This window comes from Bacteroides cellulolyticus (assembly GCF_025567135.1).
GTDB classification, from domain to species: Bacteria; Bacteroidota; Bacteroidia; order Bacteroidales; family Bacteroidaceae; genus Phocaeicola; species Phocaeicola cellulolyticus.
The window spans coordinates 186,191-206,644 of record NZ_JAOQJJ010000004.1; the positions used below are offsets into that span (position 1 = coordinate 186,191).

A 20,454-nucleotide genomic window follows, 5' to 3' on the forward strand; every position below is an offset into this window, starting at 1 on the left:
AAAACAATCAGACTATGGCGATACGAACGAATACCAATCCCCGGCAGATGGACTTGCAGCCCGAAATGCGCGATATGCTGATGCGCAACGGGCTTCAAGCCCATGTTGCACTTGACGATGCAGGGTATCGGCTGATCGTGCAGGGACATGACTCGCCCCTGCTGGTCTATCCGATCACCGAACGTCAGATGTTGGCACTCACGGACTGGGGAACGAACACTGCCAACAAGAAGGCCTACAACGTGCTGACGAGCATCGTGGGCAAGGACTTCTATATGCCCAAGAACTTCGTCCATGCCCGCAATGCCAACGGTCGTGTGGCTATGGGGCTGCACGGCTACCGCATCGTCATCGGCGAGTACGGGCGCATGGGGCGTATGGGAATGCCCCCGCCGTTCCTTGGCTGGACACCTCGCAACCAGTTGGGCTTCCACCTTCGCAGGGTCGGCGGCCAACTGTTCTTTCCGGGGCCGTCCATCGTACCCGAACGCCCCGACGGGCGCATGAAGCCCGGCGAACTGCAATCAGGCGGTTACGGCTTCTATTACAAGGGGCATCAACAGGAGCAGCCCGTACAGCAACGGGATGTGCTGCAGGACTTGCAGGCGGCTATCACGCCGATGGTCAGCCGTCCACGCAGCAAGGAACCGGCACGGCCGTACAAGGAGCTTATAGCCTCTCCGGTCTATTTCTCCAACGAGAAATGGGCGGAGTGCCTTGCCTCGCACGGTCTTGTCGTGGATGCGGAAAAGCAGACGCTGACCGTGCAGTCGGAAAGCGTCCAAGCCGATATGGTCTATGACCTGACGGAAGAGGAAGTGAGGACACTGGTTGCCGCACCCATCGAGGAGCAGCCCGTAGAGAAACGTCTGGAACTGCTGAACGGCATTATCGGGGCTGACTTTTCCGACAAAGTGACGATGGAGGCTCTCAACAGCGATCAACGCATCGCTATCGGTCTGCATCCCGAAGTACAGCAGGATTTGAAACAACGCCAACGGCAGGAGCAAGAGGCTTTTATGCCAGTGAAAACCTCGCTGCAACAGCAAGAGGAATCCGTACAGGGAAATATCGGTGCGGTAGTGGACGGGCGTGACCTCCAGTTTTTGAATGAAAACAAGGGATGGTATCGGGAAGAGAAACACGGGCGGGAAGTCGAAGTGAGCCAGATAGCCGTTCAACCGGCACAGACCGAGGGGAAATACAGGATGACCGCCGTTATCGACGGTCAGGCTATCAGCCATGAGATAACCCAACGGGACTACGACAAGTTCCTTGCTGTGGATGACTATCACCGGATGAAGCTCTTTTCCAAGATTTTCAGCGAAGTGGACATGAAAACACGCCCGGAAGCACAGCGGGGTCTCGGCACGAAAATCTTTGCCGCCCTCACCGCAGGTACGGTAGTCGCGGCGGGTGTCGCACACGGCATCCACCATCACTGCCATGCCCCGGAGTTCTACGGCGAGTGTTTCGGCGGTCCGCCACGCCCGTACTTCAAGCCGGGTGTCGATACGCCGAGGGATGTGGCCATCCGTTGTTTCGAGGCAGAGATGAACCGTGAAATCAATGATATGAGAATGGGGAGGTAAACCATGAGAGAGGGCGAACTGACTTATGACGATTTTCTGCGCAGGCTGAACATTCAGGACGTGCTTATCGACGCGGGCTATCACCTGAACCGGCGTGACGGCCTGCGCTATCCCTCGTATGTCCGGTTGGACAGCGAGGGGCGGCGCATCCGCAACGACAAATTCATTGTCACGCAGCAAGGGAAATGTTGTTTCAAACCGCAACAGCAGAAGTCGTATAACATCATTTCCTTTATCAAGGAGCATCCGCATTTTTTCGCGGAATACCATGCCGGTGTGTCTCCCGACCGACTGGTAAACCTTGTCTGCAACCGGTTGCTGAACCATCCCGTCGCTGACCGGGATACCCGGATTATCCAGCCTAAACGGGATGTGAAGCCGTTTGACATGGCGGATTACGACATTCACCAGTTCAATCCGCAGGATCGGGCGACACAAAAGAAGTTCTATCCGTTCTTCAAGCATCGGGGCATCGACCTTTACACGCAATACGCCTTCCACCGGAACTTTTGTCTGGCGACGAAACACCGTGAGGACGGCATGAAATACACCAACCTCGCCTTTCCGCTGACCGTTCCGAAAGATACGGGACAGGTTGTCGGTCTGGAAGAGCGAGGGCGCCCTCGCATGGATGGCAGCGGCAGTTATAAAGGGAAGGCGGAAGGGAGCAATTCGAGCCAAGGGCTATGGATTGCCAGCCCAGCCAAAACTACGCTTACCGAAGCCAAGCATATCTACTGGTTCGAGAGTGCATACGACGCGATGGCCTATTACCAGCTTCATCAGGCCAACGACAAGGATTTGCGGAAAGCGGTCTTCATATCTACCGGCGGTAACCCGACGGTGGAACAGATGCGGGGTGTCCTCACGCTCTCGCTTCCTGCCAAGCAACACATCTGTTTCGATACCGACCTTGCGGGAATCGAGTTTGCCAAGAACCTGCAACAGGAGATGTACCGGGCTGTCCGTTCCACCATCGAGGAGACACCGGAGCGGAAGCCTTATCTGGATTCCGTCGCTGACGGCAAGAACCTCGATGAAGGAGACATAGACCTGCTGCCCGACGCTTTGCGGTCGAGCTACGGGAAATATGAATCCGCATGGGAAGAAGCCATGTCGATGCGTTCGAGCGGCCTGTGCCATCCGGACGACATACGGGAACAGACGGATATCATGAACGGAAATTACAAGGAGTTCCGTGAAGGATTGCGGGAGTTCCTCGGTCTGGACAAGGCGAATGACGCCTCTTTTGTCCGTGAACAGCCTACCTATCCCAACAAGGACTGGAACGAACAGCTTTTGGCCGGGCAGAAACAGGAAGAGACGGTCGATGAGACACAGGCGAGAGAACAGTCACCGGAAGAGGAACAACAAACACACTTTCGCCGATGATGACCGATGCACCCACAGGACATTTCCAAAGCATCGTGCTGCAACCGCACGCCGGACAGTTCGTCATCGACGAGCTGCCCGCAATCGTATTGTGCTGTGCAGCATGGGTGTACGGTGGCATGGAGGGACTGCCTCTGACAGCTCTTGCCGTATCGGTTGCCGCATTGCTTTCTTTGGCATTGCTGTACCGTTTCATCTATCTGCGCCGGACACGCTACCACATCGGTAGCGAGCAGCTTATCAGCAGGCATGGGGTGCTGTCCCGGAAGACGGACTACATGGAACAATATCGTATCGTGGACTTTGTGGAACACCAAAGCCTCATGCAGCAGCTTTGCGGCCTAAAGACGGTACGCATCTTCTCGATGGACAGGAATACACCCCGGCTTGATTTGGTAGGCATCAGACACAACTTCGATGTGGTAACGCTTATCCGGGAACGGGTCGAGTATAACAAACGAAAAAAGGGAATATATGAAATCACGAATCATTAGTCTGGTCATTTTTGCCCTCTGCCTGATGCCACACTGGGCAAAAGCCCAAATCACGGCGTCCAATCCGTTGGAATGGATGGCGTTGGCCGAGGGCAACGAGGTTATCAATGACCAAATAGAGAAACAGATAAATGGTCAGACGAAGACAGCTATGCTGCAGAACAGCATCGCCGCCGAGTTTAACCGCATCCACAAATGGGAGAAGCAGTACAACAGTTATCTCAAGACGGTAAGCGGCTACGCTTCATCGCTGAAAGCCTGCACCCATCTCTACAACGACGGCGTGAGAATCTTTCTCACGTTAGGGAAATTGGGCAACGCCATCCGAAACAACCCGCAGGGCATCATCGCCTCCATGAGCATGAACAATCTGTATATCGAGACGGCAACGGAACTGGTATCGGTCTTCACGCTCCTGAATGACGCAGTGGCCAAGGGCGGCAAAGAGAATATGCTCACGGGTGCGGAACGCAGCAAGACCTTGTGGGCGTTGAACGACAAACTTTCGGTTTTCAGCCGGAAGCTGCACCTGCTCTACCTGAGCATACGGTACTATACCCTCAATGACGTGTGGAACAACGTGACGGCCGGGATGCTCGACCGCAACAACGGAGAGGCGGCACGGATGGCCATGTCCCGTTGGCGCAGGGCTGCCGTCCTTGCACGATAAAATCAGGTGAATGATGAAACGGACGATTTGGATAGGCATCTTATTGCTGTGCATCGGTATCGGCAAGGTTCGGGCACAGAACGACCCCGTGCTTGCCGGGATGATCCTGCTCTATACCGACAAGGCGGAAAAGGAGCTGAAGAACCAGGAGAAGGTCATGCTGATACAGACCACCGGACACCTGTGGACGAAAGAGGAAGTGAAAGCCACGACCGACCTGCAACGGGAGTTCAACAACTATTTGGACTCTTTCCGGTCGATAATCTGCTACGCAGCGCAGATATACGGTTTTTACCACGAAATATCAAGGCTGACGGACAATATGGGAGACTTTACCAGACAGGTAAGCCGCAATAGTCCCAACGCGCTGGCCGTTGCTCTCTCCACGCAACGGAACCGCATTTACCGGGAACTGATTATGAACAGCGTGGAGATTGTGAATGACATCCGCATGGCGTGCCTGTCAGACAACAAAATGACGGAGAAGGAGCGCATGGAAATCGTATTTGGCATCCGTCCGAAGCTCAAGATGATGAACAAGAAACTGCAACGGCTGACCAAGGCGGTGAAATACACGACGATGGGCGACATCTGGCGTGAAATCGACGAGGGGGCACGCCCGGCAGCCGACAAACGGGATATCGTGGAAGCCGCCAAAAGACGCTGGCGGCAGATAGGAAGAAATGTAAGACCTTAAAAACAGACAACGTATGGGCGTTTGGAGTACACTATTGAAATATGGCGGCAAGGCCATGAAAGGTGTCGGTACGGCTACAGCGACTACCGGCAAAAGTATGGGTAAGGCAGTGCTGCACCCTTCGCAGACCTTGCGTGGCGCGGGTCAGGCCGTCAAGACGGCGACCATCGGCGGTGCGGTCGGTTATGTGGGCTGGGAGAAGCTGACCACCGACAAAAGCGTGGTGCGTATCGTGAGCGATGCGGTCATCGGCGAACCGGCAACGAATACCCTCGCGGAGACGGCGGACGGAGTGCGTGAACTGACGGGCAAGGCCGGGGAAGCCGTCAGTTCGGTCAGCGGTGCGGTAACCGGCATCGACAACAAGCTGAACGGTGTGTCGAACTTTTTGCGCCAAGCCTCCGGTGGCGGAGGCCTTGATATGTTCGGCAACTTTTTCCGTAACCTCGGCAGCGGCAACGTGTCGGGGCTGAGTATTGCCGGGCTGGTTGCGGCGGCGTTCCTCATATTCGGACGCTTCGGCTGGCTGGGCAAGATTGCCGGCGCATTCCTCGGCATGATGCTCATCGGCAACAATGCGGGTGTCTTCCGAACGCCGGAGACAGAAAACGTGCAGCGCACCCGGACGCCCGAACTTCCGGCAGAGGAACAGACGCATGGCGGAGGGATGAGAAGATAGGGATATGAATCAATAGGTAAACAGCATGAAATATACAGAAGAAATGATCCTGCAATCCGATAGCGGTTATTGTATGCCTTTCGAGGAACAGCAGGGCAAAGACGTGGAGCTGTCGCTCGGCTACGGCGAACAGACCGACCCGGCGACGGGCGAGAAATTCTTTCATCACGGCATTGACTTCAACGTGCGGTGCTATATGCTTTCTGCCCTCGCCAGCGGCATTGTGTCGGGCGTGGGCAACGATTCCGGACACGGCATCTGCCAGACCATCCGCTACGGGGAGTATGAGGTGACATACGGAAATCTGTCCAATGTCTTCGCTCAATTCGGACAGCGTGTAAAGGCCGGACAGACGGTAGCTTTGAGCGGTGACAAACTGCACATGACCGTCCGCTTCAAGGGCGAGGAACTGAACCCGCTGGAGTTCCTGACGATGCTGTACGGGAACATACAGGCAATGCGTCAGGCCGGCGGACACGAGACAGACTATTTATCCGGCTTGGAGATGGAACTGAAAACCGATTATGAACGGGACAAAAGGGAGATAGAGGAACTGATGCTGCACTTCCTGCCGCACTATATGGAGGATTTGCGGCATGGAGCATACACCTTGCCCCGGAATACGGAGCAGTCGCTACGCCACATCTTCACGGTGGGCGCGATGAAGGAGTATTTCTACGAGAATATGCCGAGCATGGCCAATCCGCTCGGACTGGGACACAAGGCCATGCCGCTGGCCTGCAAGGTGCAGAACCTCCTTATTGCGGATTTCCTGCATTACCTCGCCCTGCGGCATGATGTGTACCTCTCCACTGCGAGCAGCGACATAAAAAAAAACTCCATGACGAAGCCCTGACCTATGGCGGCATCATAGACCCGTTGGCGGAACTGGACATCGACATACAGAGCTTCGACATACCGAGGCTTGTCACGGTCTATCCCGACCGGGCGGGTGTGCGCTGGTGGACCAAGGCATGGTTCAACAATCGGGAAGAGGGCGAGACATCCGTCGAAATCGAACGGGAGCAGGCGATACGGTTCATGCAGGACAACATCGAAAAGGACGCATGGCTGGAAGAGTTCTTTCCCCGGCAGATGGAGGTTTACCACAACGCCATCGAGCAGACGAAAGAACAGCTATTGAAACAGATAAATATATAATACACAACATGGATGGAATCAGACATAGCCGGCAATTCGCGGAAATAGAACGTCTTGTGAGCGATTATTTCCATTGCCATCTCGCTCCCGTCATGTCGAAAACGCAGGCTTTCCTCACGAAGAAGCAGGGCGAGGAAATGAGGGAGTATTCCACCTCATTGGGCGGCATACTCAGCGCAATGGCGTCTGCGGCACAGCCGATGGGCGACCCGTACCAGGTACTCAAGGTTACGGGCGAATGGAACTCGAAGACGACGGAGGACTACATCGGAATGTGCAAGGCGGAGATTACCGGCTCCAAGGAGATACAGCAAGACCTCGCATACATGGCCGGGCAATGGCGCGATACCGTCGTGCGGGAAATCGGGCGTGAACGGTACAACGAACTGTCGGAACAATTGGGCGGTGACCTTGCCTACGCCTATATGGACTACCGGGTAGAGGAACTGATGATCGACCGGCTGGTCAAGGAGCGAATGCCGAAATCGTCAGCCGACTACATCATCCGCAAAGCCGCAGAATCAAGCTTGCTCGGACTTTCGCAGACCTTGAACCGCTCGCCGCTTGCTGAGGAAATCGAGGCACGGGGCGAAGCGGCCTACCGTCCGAAAGGATGGGAAAAAGGTGCGGGTCGGGTATTGGGCGCAACGGCGGATGCCGTCATGATGGGTGGCGCAGGTTCGTGGGCGACATTGGCAAAGTTTGTCGGGGCGGACGTGGCTATCTCGGCAGTCGCCTCACGCTTCGAGCCTGAAAAGTCGCCCAAGCTCTCTGTGGAGCAATGTATCAGCAAAGGTGTGTTCGGTAGCGAACGGAACGTGTTTACGGACTTCCGTAAGGAGGCTGCAACAGTACAGACGGGTGATAGTGCGCTTATTGTGGCGGCCAACGAGCAGTTGAAGAAAAAAATACCTGTGATGAACTTTAATTTTTTGGAGTGGATGCAGACACCAAAGTTTACCCCTTTCCAAATGTCCGAAAAGCCCGGACACCCTGAAAAGAAAAATGAACGTGCCGAACGGTACAAGGATGTGCCGCTCATCGTCGCTCCCGGACAGGAAGAAGCCTATTTGAAGCATTTGGAGAAATATAAGAATGCAACGGCTGTAAAATCCACAAAGGAATCAACACAGCCGGAAATGGAACAGAGGGAAAAAGTGGAGAAAGAGGAACGGCAGGTGGTTATTCCACATGAGGAAGAAAAGCAAGAGAGAGAGGCTGTGCAGACCAACACGAACGGATGGAGCGGATTGCTCGGTACATTGGGATTAGAGGGATTGGGCGATATCACGGGCAACCTCGGATATGTCATGGCCATGCTGCCCGACATCCTGCTGGGAGCTTTTACCGGCAAGACGCAATCGTTGCGCTTTGGGGACAACCTGTTGCCGATAGCGAGTATTGTGGCCGGTCTGTTCGTGCGTAACCCGCTGCTGAAGATGCTCCTTGTCGGTCTGGGCGGCGCGAACTTGCTGAACAAGGCTGGACACGAGGCGTTGGGGCGTCCCATGCCGTCCGCCGACGTGCATACGGAAAACCAGTACCGCCGTTATCCCGACGAACCGCTCAATTCCCGTATCGTAAACCCTGTACTGCAAGGCAGCACGCTCATCGCCACGATAGACCGTGTGCCTTGTACCATCCAGCTCACGCCGACCGTCGCGGAGGCTTACCGTGCAGGGGCATTGCCGCTGAACACGCTGGCGAACGCCGTGCTTGCCAAGAGCGACCAGTTGCGCCATATTGCCTCGCAGAATTACGACGACGGACAGCGGGAGACGATTGTGCGCACACGGGGCATCCAATAAATCCATGAACAATAAAAGCATGATGATATGAAAGAAAAGTCGCAAATCGAAAAAAAAGCCGAAGAAAAGCAGACGGAACTGCTGTCTGCCGCACTGGGCGGGGCATCGAACGCCGGCGGCCATTGGCTCAACGTATCGGGCAAGGGATTTCCCCGGCTCTATCCGCAAGGGGTCTCGGCCAGCCCGTTCAATGCCCTCTTTATGGCCTTGCATTCGGACAATAACGGATGCAAGACCAACCTGTTCACGCTTTACAGTGAAACCAAGGCACGGGGGGCTGCGGTACGGGAGCATGAGCAGGGCGTACCGTTCCTGTTCTATAACTGGAACAAGTATGTCAACCGGAACAATCCGAATGAAACCATCGACCGTACCGCCTATCTCCAATTGGACGAAGAGCAGAAGGCACAGTTCAAGGGTGTCCACAACCGAGAAATCCGCACGCTTTTCAATATCGACCAGACGACGTTGCCCTACGTGGACAAGCCGGCTTACGAGGATGCGGTAAAGCAGGACGGCAGTGTTCAGGAAAGAGGATATGCCGAGGCGGACAACCGCAGGTTGCGCACTCGGTTCAACGACTTTCTATTGAAGATGCGGGACAACCTCGTTCCCGTGCGCTCGGACGGTAGCGGAGTTCCTCATTACGAGACGGACAAAGATGCGGTCTATATGCCGCGCCAAAAGGATTTTGAGCATTACCACGATTATGTGCAGGAAGCCTTGCGGCAGATCGTGAGTGCCACAGGACATCAACAACGACTTGCCCGTGAAGGCATGGTCATGAAGAATGGTGTGGCTCCGTCAGAGGATGCGGTAAAATATGAAAGGTTGGTTGTGGAACTGGCTTCGGGTATCAAGATGTTGGAACTGGGACTGCCCGCGCGTTTGTCCGATGCAAGCCTGAAGACGGTGGATTACTGGTGTCGGGAGTTCAAGGAAAACCCGTGTATAATGGACGCTCTCGAAAGCGACGTGAACAATGCGCTTGATGTTATCCGAAAAGCGGAACGGGGCGAGAAAATTGAGTACGCCACCCTGCGAAACAGACGGCAGACCACGACCATGCAGGAACAGATGCCCAAGCATTACTTTGTGGCGAATGAAATCCGCCAGCACCCGGACAAGGCGGCGAAAAGCATCGTCCTCGTCATCGACCGGGAGGCGAAATCGGCGGATGTCATTTTGCCGGCAGGAGCTTCGACCGAGGCGAACAACGAGATTCCCGGCATGAACAAGGGGCGTATCGAACGGGCATTGCAGAAAGAGGGTATCGAGCAGGTGCGTTTCTATAATACTGACGGTGCATTGGGTTACAGACCCGATGACAGCTATTTCAATGAAAAAATGGTGACACTGGCCCGGTTAAGGAACTACACGTTGGAAAAGCTCTCCACGCTGGACGTGTCGGAAGCTGTCAGACGGGCGAATGAGGTCGGGTTCGATGCCGTGCAGATGATTCAGGATGACAAGAACCGTTGGGCACTCTATATCAAGCCGGAAAACAAGGAGGGGTACAGCGTCTATCCCGACAAGGAGGATGTGAACCGTTTTTTCTCCACGCTCAAGCAGGCGATGGACAACATCGACAAGGTACGGATGGAGCTGGCGCACAAGTATTATGCACTGGCGGAGGTCAAACCCGACCTGAAAGTGGATTTGTTCGGCAGCGATACGCCGGAGATTGACCTGAACCGTATTCAGCGTGTTGCCATCTTCAAGACCAGGCAGGATGGAATCCAGTGTGTGGCAACCATCGACGGACAAAAGCTGCAGCCCCGCAGCGTCACTCCACAGCAGTGGCAACGGATGTGGGTGGCGGAAGACCGTGACGGCTACAAGCGGCATTTGGCGGCTACGCTGTTTGCCGATGTGCTGCAAAAGGGACAATCCGTCGGGGAACAGAAAGCGGAAGAGCAGGTACGGCAACAGAATGAGGTGGTGGCGGAAAATCGGTCGGAAGAGACGAATGATGAAAATATGTCTCCGAAACGGCAGTTTTGGGACAACCTCAAGGAAAAGCATCCCGACGCCCTGTATCTGATTCGTGCAGGAGAAGTCTATCGGCTTTATAATGAGGATGCGGCAAAGGGAGCTGATATATTGGGGATTACGATGAAGAAATATCCGGAACGTGGATTTTCGGCTTTCGCAGAGTTCCCAAGGACGCAACTGGACAGCTATCTGCCCAAACTTGTCCGTGCTGGTGAGCGTGTCGCCATCAGTGAGATAGAGCTACAGGATAAACGGCAGGACGAGCAGGAAACACATAGGGGTATTCATAGATAAGGAGTGACGATTATGACCAAGAATCAGGAATATGCACTGCAATACGCAGATTATGCGATGGCACAGATGCGAAGGTATGGCATCCCGGCTTCCGTCACATTGGCGCAAGGCATACTGGAAAGCAGCAACGGACAGAGCCGTCTGGCAAGGAACGAGAACAACCATTTCGGCATCAAGGCAACTTCCTCGTGGATTGCCGAAGGCGGCAAATACGGAATCTACACCGATGATAAGCCGAATGAAAAGTTCTGCAGCTATGACAGCGTGGGTGATTCATACGAGCATCATTCCCGCTTTTTGAAGGAGAACAGCCGCTATGCCGGTTGCTTCAAACTCTCCCCGGACGATTACAAGGGCTGGGCACAAAGCATTGAGAAAGCCGGTTACGCCACAGGCGGCAAGTATGCCGAGAACCTGCAGAAAATCATTGAGCAGAACGGCTTGCAGAAGTATGACAGACAGGTGATGCAGGAGATGACGGCACAAGGCCGGCAGTTCGGGGTGGAACACAATCCGCTCCAGACTTCCGAGAGTGCGGAACATGGAACGGGGTATTCGTTCCCGGTGGAACGGGAGGAATTTCTGTTCATTACCTCTCCGTTCGGAACACGGCAAGACCCGTTGGACAGCACAAAGCAACAGATGCACAAGGGCGTGGATATCCGTTGCAAAGCCGACGCGGTACTGGCTACGGAGAGCGGCGGCAAGGTCGTGGCGGTAAACCAGAACAAGAATACACCCGGCGGCAAGTCGCTGACGGTGGAATATGCTCGGACGGACGGCAGCAAGGTACAATGTACCTATATGCACCTCAAGGAGATTTCCGTCAAGGTCGGCGATACGGTACAGGCAGGCGGACGGCTTGGCACATCGGGCAATACGGGGACACGGACGACCGGGGAACATCTGCATTTCGGTGTGAAGAATATCTATGCCGACGGGACGAAACGGGATATAGACCCTGCGGCGTATCTGGCTGAAATCGCACAGAAAGGACATATCAAATTGCAAATGCTGCACAACGGAAATGACCTGCTCGTCAAATACAAGGCGGCGGAAGATACCGTGCCTGAAAAGAACCTTTCGCCAGACGGATGGATGAAAAAACTCCTTTCGTCGGAGGATAGCGGTGTGGGAATATCGGGATGCAACGACCCGATTGTGGAGATGGCGATGACCGCTTTCGCCTCCCTGATGCTTTTAGCCACACAGATTGATAACCGGGAGGAAGAGGAACAGAAGACGGCGATATCCGCCGCGATGGATCTTCGTACCATCGACCTGAAGCCGTTGTTGCCGAATATGAAGAACTGCGACCTGACTATCGGCGAGAACGGCAAGGCCATTCTGAAAGCGGACAACGGGGAACTGCATGTCTCGCGGGAGCTGACCGCTTCCGAGCTGAACCGGTTGTCTGCCACGTTGAACAACGGTACACTCACGGAAGAGGCCAAACAGATGCGTGTAACCGGTATGCTGAATACGGTTATCCTGTCGGAAGCGGCCTCACAGAATTTTGAGCAGGGGATGACCCGGCAACAGGGACAAACGGAAAACCTGCGAAGATAAAGGCATGGCGATATGATAAAATGCGTGATGATACAGCTATGCAAGTGTCTGGCGGGAGTTTCCCTCCTTGCGTTGCACCTCCGGTTCTGCTACCTGCTGTTGGGATGGATCGGGACGCTCGTTGTCGTGGGCGTGCAATTAGCCATCGCCGGATGGATGGTCTGGGCGATGATACGCGCACCCGACTGACCGCACTCTACAACAGTTCAACATCAATCAACCCATGTATCACTTGTCCGGATGATCCATGTATCATTAAAGACAAAAAACAGATGATTAAATGTAATGTTACGGTATGCGGCGTTATCGGCCGCGATGCGTCGGTTCGCAAGAATAAAGAAGAGAAAGAATTTCTGGTGTTTCCGCTCCGGGTACAGATTCCGGCGACGGGTGGCGGGCACACTATCGAGGTGGATGTCCGCAAGGAGGGCTGTCAGGAGGAAGCCGCCGGTTATCGGAACGGCTCCCGTGTAGAAGTGAGGGGTACGATGTATCTCAAACGCCGGGGCGACAAGCTATATTTCAACCTGTTCGCCGATGAAATCTGCAATGCCGCTACGGATGATGCGGATTGCGTCAAGGGCGAGCTGGTGTTTCGTGGTAAGGTCGGCCAGAACATCGAGGAAAAAAGGGATAAGAAAGACCAGCCTTATACGGTGTTCTCGGCGTTTAGCGCAGAGAAGGTCGATGACGGCTTCGAGTACCAGTGGGTGCGCTTCTTCTGTTTCGGTAAGGAGCGCGAAGCGTGGTTGCAGCCGGGTGTAAAGGTGGATGCCAAAGGTGAAATGAACCTGTCGGCACACAACGGGAAAATCAACCTTTCCTGCAAGATGGAGGAACTGACGCAATATGTGGCGGATTCGTCTAACTATAATCAATAAGGGTTATGGCCGGTTACAGAAAGAAGAATGCCGACGGACCGAACAGCGAGGACAAGGCTCTTGACCTGTTCGCCGAAATGATGATCGAGAAAATCGAGGGCATTCAAAAGGACTGGAAAAAGCCTTGGTTTACGGAGGGTACGCTACAGTGGCCCCGCAACCTTCACGGGCGCGAGTACAACGGGATGAATGCTTTTATGCTGCTTTTGCACTGCGAGAACGAAGGGTACAAGATTCCCCGTTTCTGCACGTTCGATTGTGTTCAGAAGCTCAATAAGCCCGGAAAGGATGGAGAGGAACTGCCGCGTGTCTCCGTGCTTCGTGGTGAAAAATCCTTTCCGGTCATGCTCACCACGTTCACTTGTATCCATAAGGAGACTAAGGAGAAAATCAAGTATGACGATTACAAGAAACTCTCCGATGACGAAAAGGAACAATACAATGTCTATCCGAAGATGCAGGTGTTCCGGGTCTTCAATGTCGCGCGTGCGTCCGTAATGGTCGCGTAATAAATATCTCGATAATAAGAGATTAGGTTAGTGTTCAAAGTTTAGAAATAAACAATAGACCTATCCCCGACTGACTTACTCGGAGAGGAAACTCAAAGAGGAACACAGCACGTCAGTAAAGCGATAAGTTAGCTAATTGCCATGCTACGACTGAATTGCAAGGGGAAAGACAGATATGAGGATGAAGCCTGATTGGTTGAATGATAGTTCAGTGACAGAAGTTGAAGTTGTGGCGAAAGGCAGTTATATACGCCACATCATGGTACTACAGCCCATTGCGCGAGGGCAAGTAGCAAGAACAAGCCATGACACGACCGCAGTAAGTGGAGAAAAGAACGAAAGTCGCATCCGACAATCTGTTGCCTATCGAAAGATAGACGTTATTACGTGGTTAAACGGAGATTACCTAAATCGGAACGCCGTAAGGCTATGAGGATTTGCCTCTGAATATCCGACAAGGTAACGGAACTCCCGTAGTAGTCTGAGCAAGGGAAAACCTTGTACATGGCGAAGGGGAGTAGTTAGTAACTTTAATACAAACAAAAGAAAACGAGAGATTCGTTATGAGAAATCCAGAGATTGTATTAAACACATTATGCCAGCACAGTAAGGTCTCGGACTATAAGTTTGAGCGACTGTACCGCATTCTGTTCAACAAAGAGATGTTCTTCATTGCCTATCAGCGCATATATGCGAAGCCAGGCAATATGACTCCAGGCACAGATGGTCAGACTATCGACCAAATGAGCATTGGAAGAATTGAACGTCTCATCGAAACACTTAGGAATGAATCCTACAAGCCGCATCCTGCTAAAAGGGTGTATATACCAAAGAAGAACGGCAAGAAACGCCCTCTTGGTATACCATCCGTAGAGGACAAGCTTGTGCAAGAGGTAGTTCGGATGATTCTTGAAGCCATCTATGAGGGGCACTTTGAAAGCACCTCTCATGGTTTCAGACCTCATAAGAGCTGCCACACAGCTCTGACAAGCATTCAAAGGACTTTTACAGGTGCAAAGTGGTTTATTGAGGGAGACATAAAAGGCTTCTTCGATAACATAGACCACGATGTACTCGCCAGCATTATGCAAGAGCGTATTGCAGATGAAAGGTTTCTTCGTCTTATCAGAAAGTTTCTCAAAGCGGGGTACATCGAAGACTGGAAGTACAACAACACGTATTCGGGAACTCCTCAAGGTGGAATAATCAGTCCTATTTTGGCAAACATCTATCTTGACAGGTTCGACAAGTACATGAAAGAGTATATTTCACACTTCGACAAAGGGAAAGAAAGGGCTCACAACAAAGAATACTGTTGTCTCAACACGAAAACAGTAAACCTAAGGAAGAAATGGAAAGCGGAAACAGATGAAACTGTAAAAGCAGAACTGTTGATGAAAATAAAAGCCATGCACGAAGAGAAAAATAAGATGACATACAGACTTCCAATGGATGAGAATTATCGGAGATTGAAATACGTGAGGTACGCAGACGATTTTCTGATTGGAGTTATAGGGTCAAAAGCAGATTGTGAACGAATCAAGGCAGACATCACAGAATATATGATGAACAACCTTAAACTCGAACTTTCTGCTGAGAAGACACTCATAACTCACGCAAAAGAGAACGCTAAATTCCTCGGTTTTGACATCACCGTTAGGACATTGGATGTGTTTAAAAGGAACAGCAAAGGAATCAAAAAGCGAGAATTTGTTGGAAAGGTCATGCTTATGCTCTCTTCTGAAACAGTGAAAAAGAAGCTTCTTAGCTACGATGCTGTAAAGTTTACGAACGTAAACGGCAAAGATGTATGGAAGCCAAAATCACGGGAGAAAATGGTCGGTATGAAACCCGAAGACATCCTTGCACAATTCAACTTGGAAATCAAAGGCTTCTACAACTATTACTGTATAGCCAACAATGTTTCGTCAACATGTGCCGATTTCGGCTACATTATGGAGTATAGTCTTTATATGACTCTTGGTCAAAAATTAAGAAGACATGTAGGGCAAATCAGAGACAAGTACCGTAAAGGCAAGAATTTTGTCATCCCATATAAGGATGCAAAAGGCAAAGAACGGTTCAGAACACTCTATAAAGAGGGATTCAAACGTAAAAGCTCATTAACGGACGATTTTCTCGACCGTACCCCATGCACTATGTATGTTCCCAAACCAAGCCTTGCAGAAAGGTTGAAACAGCAAACCTGTGAAATGTGTGGTGCAACTGACACTAACGTCGTAATGCATCATATACGCACTCTTGTTGGGGTAAAGGGAGAAACTCCATGGGGCAAGTTGATGTTGTCGAGACATCGTAAGACGCTTGTAGTGTGTGAATCTTGTAATGCTATAATTCAGTTTCATGGGAAATAATGTGAGCTTACTAATGGCAAGCCGTATACACGGAGACGTGTACGTACGGTTTAGGGGCAGGTATGCGGAAACCTGCCGCCGTAAGGCGGTAAGGCGCTGCATACCGAGCCTACAAACTAACTTGCAGGAAGCGAGACCGGAGCTGTGGCAAAAACTGGAGCGAGAAAATTCGCGTCCGGCAATCGAGGAGGGCGAGCATTTCAGTTTTGCCCCAGTCGATACGATGATAAGGGATAACCTGTGGATTTGTCCGATTACGCCGAAATATCAGAATGACGCCTACTATTCCATCACGAAGAACGAAATCATCGTACCCGAAAAGGAGCAGTTCAAATCGGGAGAATCGTTCTACGGGACACTGTTCCACGAGATGACGCACTCCACCGGAGCGGAAAACGTACTTGACAGGTTCAAGCCGACTACTTTCGGTTCTCCTGAATATGCCCGTGAGGAACTGGTGGCAGAGTTAGGCAGCGCACTGGTCGCACAGCGTTACGGCATGACCAAGCATATCAAGGAGGACAGTTGCGCGTATCTTAAAGGTTGGCTTGATGAGCTGAAGGAATCGCCACAGTTCATCAAGACAACGCTTCTGGACGTGAAAAGGGCAACCTCGATGATTACCCAGAAGGTGGATAAGATAGCGCAAGAACTGGAACAAAATGTCGGCGAGAAGCAGGAAAACGGAGCGGCAGCAAAGGAGAATACATTTTATTCTTCTGTTGCGTATCTCCAATTTTCGGATGACACGAGGCAGCTTGACGAACTTCGGGAGAAAGGCGATTACGAGGGATTGCTGACGCTTGCCAAGGAGTATTACGACGGCAATGGCATCAACGAACAGCATACTTATTTATCGGCCACGAACAACAAGGGTGACAGCCTTATTGCCGAGGATGAGAATTTCGCTGTCGTGTACAACGGGAGTGTCGGGGGAACCTACGAGGTGATGTTGAAATTCACGGAGCAGGAAATCCGAGACCATATCCGGCGTTACGGTGTCGATATCGCCGGAGATACAATAAAAGGGGTTGCCAGGGAGATGGCGGCGGAACAGTTCTCCGCTTTGGCGTATCAAAAGATTCCGGCCTTCGAGATGCCGAACGGTGAAGTGCTATATGTCGAATATAACAAGGAATCCGATACGCTTGATGTCGGGCAACCCACCAATGCCGGGCTGGTCGCGCAGCATCGTTTCCCTTACGACCACAATGTCGGGCTGGATGCCAATCTGCAAGCCGTGAACGAGAAGCTGAACGAGCTGGAAGAGTATCGGGCAGAACTACAAGAGGCAGAATACGGCAGCGGTATGCGCCGGTAAGGATGGAAAGAAAAAGATGCGGAACTGGTTGGCTCCGCATCTTTTTTGCAGTTTATTTCCCCAACAAACCGTCTATCATAGACTGTAAATTTGCTATGTCGCAATACTGGTTACATCCCCCTCGGTAGTCCTTTCCATTTTGAGCTGTCCGTATCAGAAACGAATCGAGTTCAATTCTTACGCCGCTGCCCATTCGTGACAGACCGGAAGAGTGGCTGATGTAAACGAACTTGCCGTTGCGCTCAATGAAGCAGGAGGTGTCATAATGCCCTTTTGAATTGGAAGCCACCTTTGCACCAACGGCTGCGGCATATTTGGAAATCTCACGCACCAATGCTGTCTGGAAACTGCGGTACTCTTTTGAAACATAGTCTCCTGCATCTGCAAGTATAGCGTCCTGCCATTTGGTATAAAAATTCTGTGCCATATTGATATTTATTATTATTCGTTCCGCAAATAACTTTTCCATTTCTCGCCGTCAATGGTCAGTTTGCCCATTTCCCAATCGTATTCCACTTCCGGTATATTGGTATAAGGGAAATGAACGGTGTAGCCTATCTGTCCGTAAGAGCAATGCAGAGGGGTAACGCAAATCTCCCAACCGAAGTAAGATTGCGGCGTGCAGTATTTTCGCCAGTTGAAACGACCTGCGGCAATATTGCCGCAAAGTCGTTTGAGTATGTCGTTTGTTGTCATTCTGTACCTCCTTTGCTGAGTATGGTGAGTTGTTCGGGACGGTCTGGAAACCAATAAGCATCACTGTCGATATATACGCATCTATAGCCATTCCAAGGTTTTCTGAAAGCTAATACTTCTTTGGGGCCAAATACCACCCCGTAGTCGTTTGTAAACGCCACCATATCGCCTACAGCCAAATCACTGTCTGTTTCCATGACTTCGGACAACCGGCTGAAAAACTCCATGCCCTCGGCTTCACGCTCTTTCTTCCAGCGCATAAACTCCTCTTTGTGGCTTCTTGATGAGCCAATAGGTAATAACTCCGATGCCAAAACCTCTGTCTCGGAAGAGCTTGTTGAGATTAAGATGATGCTGTCACTATCCACTTTTTCGGGAGTTGAGATAATTCGACATTCTATATCATTATCGGCAGTGTGCCAAAAAAGGAGGTTGCCTTGCTTGATGAAATCGTACTTGCTCATTGTCTTTTGATTTATTGTTTTTTTTATTTCCCTTTTCTTGAAGCCTTTTGACTTCGCCCAAAGGGGTTGTTTTCATGTGCGTCACAAACGGGGGGATGCAAGAACGATGAGCAAGGAACCTGCAATGAAATTTTATGAAATACCGTCATCTCCGATTACGGAAAGTTGTCGTCAAATTTTATTTCAGGTAGCGATAGCGGTACTTGGGCAATGTTCGTCCACCGTACCTTTGCACACGAAAACAGACCTGCGGCGTATGTCGGGGCTGTGAAGGGATTATACCCTTAAAACAGGAATATACCGGCTGTGAAACCGGTGGCGGAAGCTCTGCAGAGCATATTTATAAAAGTAACCGGGGAGCCTGTGCAAAAAAGAGAGCAACCACCCACTTTTGAGGCGGGTGGTTGCCAATGTTTCGGACAAACATCAGAAGTGGTAATCAACAACTCCTCCGATGTAGAGTATCGTTCCCGGTTCAAGCCTACAAACAAACTCCATAAACGTAAAGGACTGTTCGGCAAAAGACTGCAGCCATCGCCATCCAAATAGAAATGATAGGCGACATCCAACGGATTTTCCACTGCCTGTTTGAGATAATAGGTCGAACCCCATTCCAACATATTATCTGCCGTAAGAGCATTCGCTCTTTTTTTGATATTGGCGACATACTCCTCTTTCCATTGCTCTATTCCACCATTATAGCGCATGGTGTCATCGGATATAAGCTCGAACATTCCTTTGGGCAAGGCATGATTGACCAAATTGGCAATATCCTCTTTACGGTCTTCCTCGTCTATTTCTGAACAATAGTCATAGAAGCTCCCGTCTCCTTGCTGGAGTGTGTCCTCATTCAGATAGTTTTCTTTGTCTATCGGCTCCGTTGAAATTTGAAAAATCCTGCTGTGCATAATTGTAAATTTTAGATTGTCAAATATTTTCTTTTTTTTTCCTTTTCTTGAAACTCTTTTGGCTTCTCGTCGGGGAATGATTTTTATGCAGGACTGACAGCGGGAAAAGGACGGATAAGGCAAGTAAACAGTGTACGGGATGAAACGGAATACCCAACCGCCCAATGTAAGAGCACAGTCAGGCTCGTCCGACTATGCCCTGCAACGAGGTGGGGAGTGAAAGTCAATCTTCGATTTGTGGAAGGCTGCCGTGAAGAATATCCGGGAACCGTTAGTGAAAGCGATACTTGACGACCAGACGCACGCTGTACCTTTGCATATAAAATCTCTCCGAAGAGAATTGCCGACGTGAGATGAAAAGAGACCATAATTGAGAAACGCTATTATTCATAAGGGGAAAAGACTATTCGTGGTTGTTATAAATGCTTGATTAACATGAAAATACAATTCGCGCCATAAAATAATCCTTTCTTGAAATAAAAATCACAGAAAAAGAAACAAGATTAAAAAATAACCATTAACTTTGCACCAGTCAAGTTTCCAATCGAAGCGTCGAACGGAATTAAAAGGGAATCCCGGTGAAAATCCGGAGCTGTACTCGCAGCTGTAAGTCCTATTAAAGTTTATCGCACTCTTTGCCACTGGTGAAAGCTGGGAAGGCGCGATAAGCGGGATGAGCCAGAAGACCTGCTTGATGAGATAGATTTAGTGACCACGGGATAATTGGCATTAGATTAAAATGAACAGAGGCTCGTCCACAGGCACCTATATTCTTTTTGATAACCGATTTCTCATTCGTTGCAAATCTGTCGCAATAAAAACGAATGTGTGTTTAAACTTTTTGTTTAACTTTTAATAATTAAGTTATGAAATTCCCATGAGATAAAAAAATCACGCCAAAGAGAATGTAAATAGTCAAGCTGAAGTTACCTTTGTATAGTGTAACCCT

The 20,454-nt window shown here is 51.0% G+C and carries 17 protein-coding genes, 2 pseudogenes and 1 riboswitch; of the genes and pseudogenes, 15 read left to right on the forward strand and 4 right to left on the reverse strand.

Annotated features, from left to right (window positions below):
• The first annotated feature begins 14 nt into the window (after positions 1 to 14).
• The 15 genes and pseudogenes from OCV82_RS06500 (at position 15) to OCV82_RS06570 (ending at position 17,437) form a co-directional block, all read left to right on the forward strand.
• On the forward strand, positions 15 to 1,592 hold the full coding sequence (locus OCV82_RS06500) for a hypothetical protein (protein WP_004320531.1): 1,578 nt from the start codon (positions 15 to 17) through the stop codon (positions 1,590 to 1,592).
• Between the two features lie 3 nt (positions 1,593 to 1,595).
• Positions 1,596 to 2,984, forward strand: coding sequence for a toprim domain-containing protein (locus OCV82_RS06505; RefSeq protein ID WP_004320533.1), 1,389 nt, complete (start codon positions 1,596 to 1,598; stop codon positions 2,982 to 2,984).
• Positions 2,981 to 3,478 (forward strand): PH domain-containing protein, encoded by a 498-nt coding sequence (locus OCV82_RS06510; protein ID WP_004320535.1) that lies wholly within the window; start codon positions 2,981 to 2,983, stop codon positions 3,476 to 3,478. The genes OCV82_RS06505 and OCV82_RS06510 overlap by 4 nt, the downstream gene beginning before the upstream one ends.
• Positions 3,459 to 4,148 (forward strand): hypothetical protein, encoded by a 690-nt coding sequence (locus tag OCV82_RS06515; RefSeq protein WP_004320537.1) that lies wholly within the window; start codon positions 3,459 to 3,461, stop codon positions 4,146 to 4,148. The genes OCV82_RS06510 and OCV82_RS06515 overlap by 20 nt, the downstream gene beginning before the upstream one ends.
• 13 nt (positions 4,149 to 4,161) lie before the next feature.
• On the forward strand, positions 4,162 to 4,845 hold the full coding sequence (locus OCV82_RS06520; protein WP_004320540.1) for a hypothetical protein: 684 nt from the start codon (positions 4,162 to 4,164) through the stop codon (positions 4,843 to 4,845).
• A gap of 13 nt (positions 4,846 to 4,858) precedes the next feature.
• Positions 4,859 to 5,524, forward strand: a complete 666-nt coding sequence (locus OCV82_RS06525; protein WP_004320541.1) for a hypothetical protein — start codon at positions 4,859 to 4,861, stop codon at positions 5,522 to 5,524.
• A 25-nt stretch (positions 5,525 to 5,549) separates the two neighbouring features.
• Positions 5,550 to 6,380, forward strand: a complete 831-nt coding sequence (locus OCV82_RS06530; RefSeq protein WP_004320543.1) for a M23 family metallopeptidase — start codon at positions 5,550 to 5,552, stop codon at positions 6,378 to 6,380.
• A gap of 23 nt (positions 6,381 to 6,403) precedes the next feature.
• Positions 6,404 to 6,685, forward strand: coding sequence for a hypothetical protein (locus tag OCV82_RS06535; RefSeq protein ID WP_004301295.1), 282 nt, complete (start codon positions 6,404 to 6,406; stop codon positions 6,683 to 6,685).
• 8 nt (positions 6,686 to 6,693) lie between these two features.
• On the forward strand, positions 6,694 to 8,493 hold the full coding sequence (locus OCV82_RS06540; protein WP_004320545.1) for a hypothetical protein: 1,800 nt from the start codon (positions 6,694 to 6,696) through the stop codon (positions 8,491 to 8,493).
• Between the two features lie 27 nt (positions 8,494 to 8,520).
• Entirely contained in the window at positions 8,521 to 10,782 is a 2,262-nt protein-coding gene (locus OCV82_RS06545) for a MutS N-terminal domain-containing protein (protein ID WP_004320548.1), read from the forward strand.
• Between the two features lie 12 nt (positions 10,783 to 10,794).
• Complete coding sequence (locus tag OCV82_RS06550; RefSeq protein ID WP_004320549.1) at positions 10,795 to 12,351, forward strand: glucosaminidase domain-containing protein; 1,557 nt, start codon at positions 10,795 to 10,797, stop codon at positions 12,349 to 12,351.
• Positions 12,352 to 12,623: 272 nt separating this feature from the next.
• The gene (locus OCV82_RS06555; RefSeq protein WP_004320554.1) at positions 12,624 to 13,232 is read left to right on the forward strand and encodes a hypothetical protein; all 609 of its coding nucleotides are present in this window, start codon (positions 12,624 to 12,626) and stop codon (positions 13,230 to 13,232) included.
• 5 nt (positions 13,233 to 13,237) lie between these two features.
• Positions 13,238 to 13,738, forward strand: a pseudogene (locus tag OCV82_RS06560) (ArdC family protein); the annotation flags it as partial.
• A gap of 566 nt (positions 13,739 to 14,304) precedes the next feature.
• Positions 14,305 to 16,116 (forward strand): reverse transcriptase/maturase family protein, encoded by a 1,812-nt coding sequence (locus tag OCV82_RS06565; protein WP_057258715.1) that lies wholly within the window; start codon positions 14,305 to 14,307, stop codon positions 16,114 to 16,116.
• Between the two features lie 13 nt (positions 16,117 to 16,129).
• Positions 16,130 to 17,437, forward strand: coding sequence for a zincin-like metallopeptidase domain-containing protein (locus OCV82_RS06570; protein ID WP_253280247.1), 1,308 nt, complete (start codon positions 16,130 to 16,132; stop codon positions 17,435 to 17,437).
• 52 nt (positions 17,438 to 17,489) lie between these two features.
• Here the strand turns inward: OCV82_RS06570 and OCV82_RS06575 are convergent, their stop codons facing one another.
• The 4 genes and pseudogenes from OCV82_RS06575 to OCV82_RS06590 form a co-directional block, all read right to left on the reverse strand.
• Entirely contained in the window at positions 17,490 to 17,864 is a 375-nt protein-coding gene (locus tag OCV82_RS06575; RefSeq protein WP_004320558.1) for a hypothetical protein, read from the reverse strand.
• Between the two features lie 14 nt (positions 17,865 to 17,878).
• Positions 17,879 to 18,133: a hypothetical protein gene (locus OCV82_RS06580; RefSeq protein WP_004320560.1), complete on the reverse strand. Its 255-nt coding sequence runs from the start codon at positions 18,131 to 18,133 to the stop codon at positions 17,879 to 17,881.
• Positions 18,130 to 18,597 (reverse strand): hypothetical protein, encoded by a 468-nt coding sequence (locus OCV82_RS06585; protein ID WP_004320562.1) that lies wholly within the window; start codon positions 18,595 to 18,597, stop codon positions 18,130 to 18,132. The genes OCV82_RS06580 and OCV82_RS06585 overlap by 4 nt, the downstream gene beginning before the upstream one ends.
• Positions 18,598 to 19,023: 426 nt before the next feature.
• Positions 19,024 to 19,505 (reverse strand): annotated as a pseudogene (locus OCV82_RS06590) (hypothetical protein).
• Positions 19,506 to 20,022: 517 nt separating this feature from the next.
• Positions 20,023 to 20,214: riboswitch (cobalamin riboswitch) on the forward strand.
• Positions 20,215 to 20,454 lie beyond the last annotated feature (240 nt).

Excerpts from the sequence above, each read along its gene's own strand:
- OCV82_RS06565 (WP_057258715.1), top strand. The coding sequence starts at position 14,305 with ATGAGAAATCCAGAGATTGTATTAAACACATTATGCCAGCACAGTAAG.
- OCV82_RS06540 (WP_004320545.1), top strand. The coding sequence starts at position 6,694 with ATGGATGGAATCAGACATAGCCGGCAATTCGCGGAAATAGAACGTCTT.
- OCV82_RS06525 (WP_004320541.1), top strand. The coding sequence starts at position 4,859 with ATGGGCGTTTGGAGTACACTATTGAAATATGGCGGCAAGGCCATGAAA.
- OCV82_RS06510 (WP_004320535.1), top strand. The coding sequence starts at position 2,981 with ATGATGACCGATGCACCCACAGGACATTTCCAAAGCATCGTGCTGCAA.
- OCV82_RS06550 (WP_004320549.1), top strand. The coding sequence starts at position 10,795 with ATGACCAAGAATCAGGAATATGCACTGCAATACGCAGATTATGCGATG.
- OCV82_RS06515 (WP_004320537.1), top strand. The coding sequence starts at position 3,459 with ATGAAATCACGAATCATTAGTCTGGTCATTTTTGCCCTCTGCCTGATG.
- OCV82_RS06505 (WP_004320533.1), top strand. The coding sequence starts at position 1,596 with ATGAGAGAGGGCGAACTGACTTATGACGATTTTCTGCGCAGGCTGAAC.
- OCV82_RS06520 (WP_004320540.1), top strand. The coding sequence starts at position 4,162 with ATGAAACGGACGATTTGGATAGGCATCTTATTGCTGTGCATCGGTATC.
- OCV82_RS06570 (WP_253280247.1), top strand. The coding sequence starts at position 16,130 with ATGGCAAGCCGTATACACGGAGACGTGTACGTACGGTTTAGGGGCAGG.
- OCV82_RS06585 (WP_004320562.1), bottom strand. The coding sequence starts at position 18,597 with ATGAGCAAGTACGATTTCATCAAGCAAGGCAACCTCCTTTTTTGGCAC.
- OCV82_RS06555 (WP_004320554.1), top strand. The coding sequence starts at position 12,624 with ATGATTAAATGTAATGTTACGGTATGCGGCGTTATCGGCCGCGATGCG.
- OCV82_RS06530 (WP_004320543.1), top strand. The coding sequence starts at position 5,550 with ATGAAATATACAGAAGAAATGATCCTGCAATCCGATAGCGGTTATTGT.
- OCV82_RS06580 (WP_004320560.1), bottom strand. The coding sequence starts at position 18,133 with ATGACAACAAACGACATACTCAAACGACTTTGCGGCAATATTGCCGCA.
- OCV82_RS06500 (WP_004320531.1), top strand. The coding sequence starts at position 15 with ATGGCGATACGAACGAATACCAATCCCCGGCAGATGGACTTGCAGCCC.
- OCV82_RS06545 (WP_004320548.1), top strand. The coding sequence starts at position 8,521 with ATGAAAGAAAAGTCGCAAATCGAAAAAAAAGCCGAAGAAAAGCAGACG.
- OCV82_RS06575 (WP_004320558.1), bottom strand. The coding sequence starts at position 17,864 with ATGGCACAGAATTTTTATACCAAATGGCAGGACGCTATACTTGCAGAT.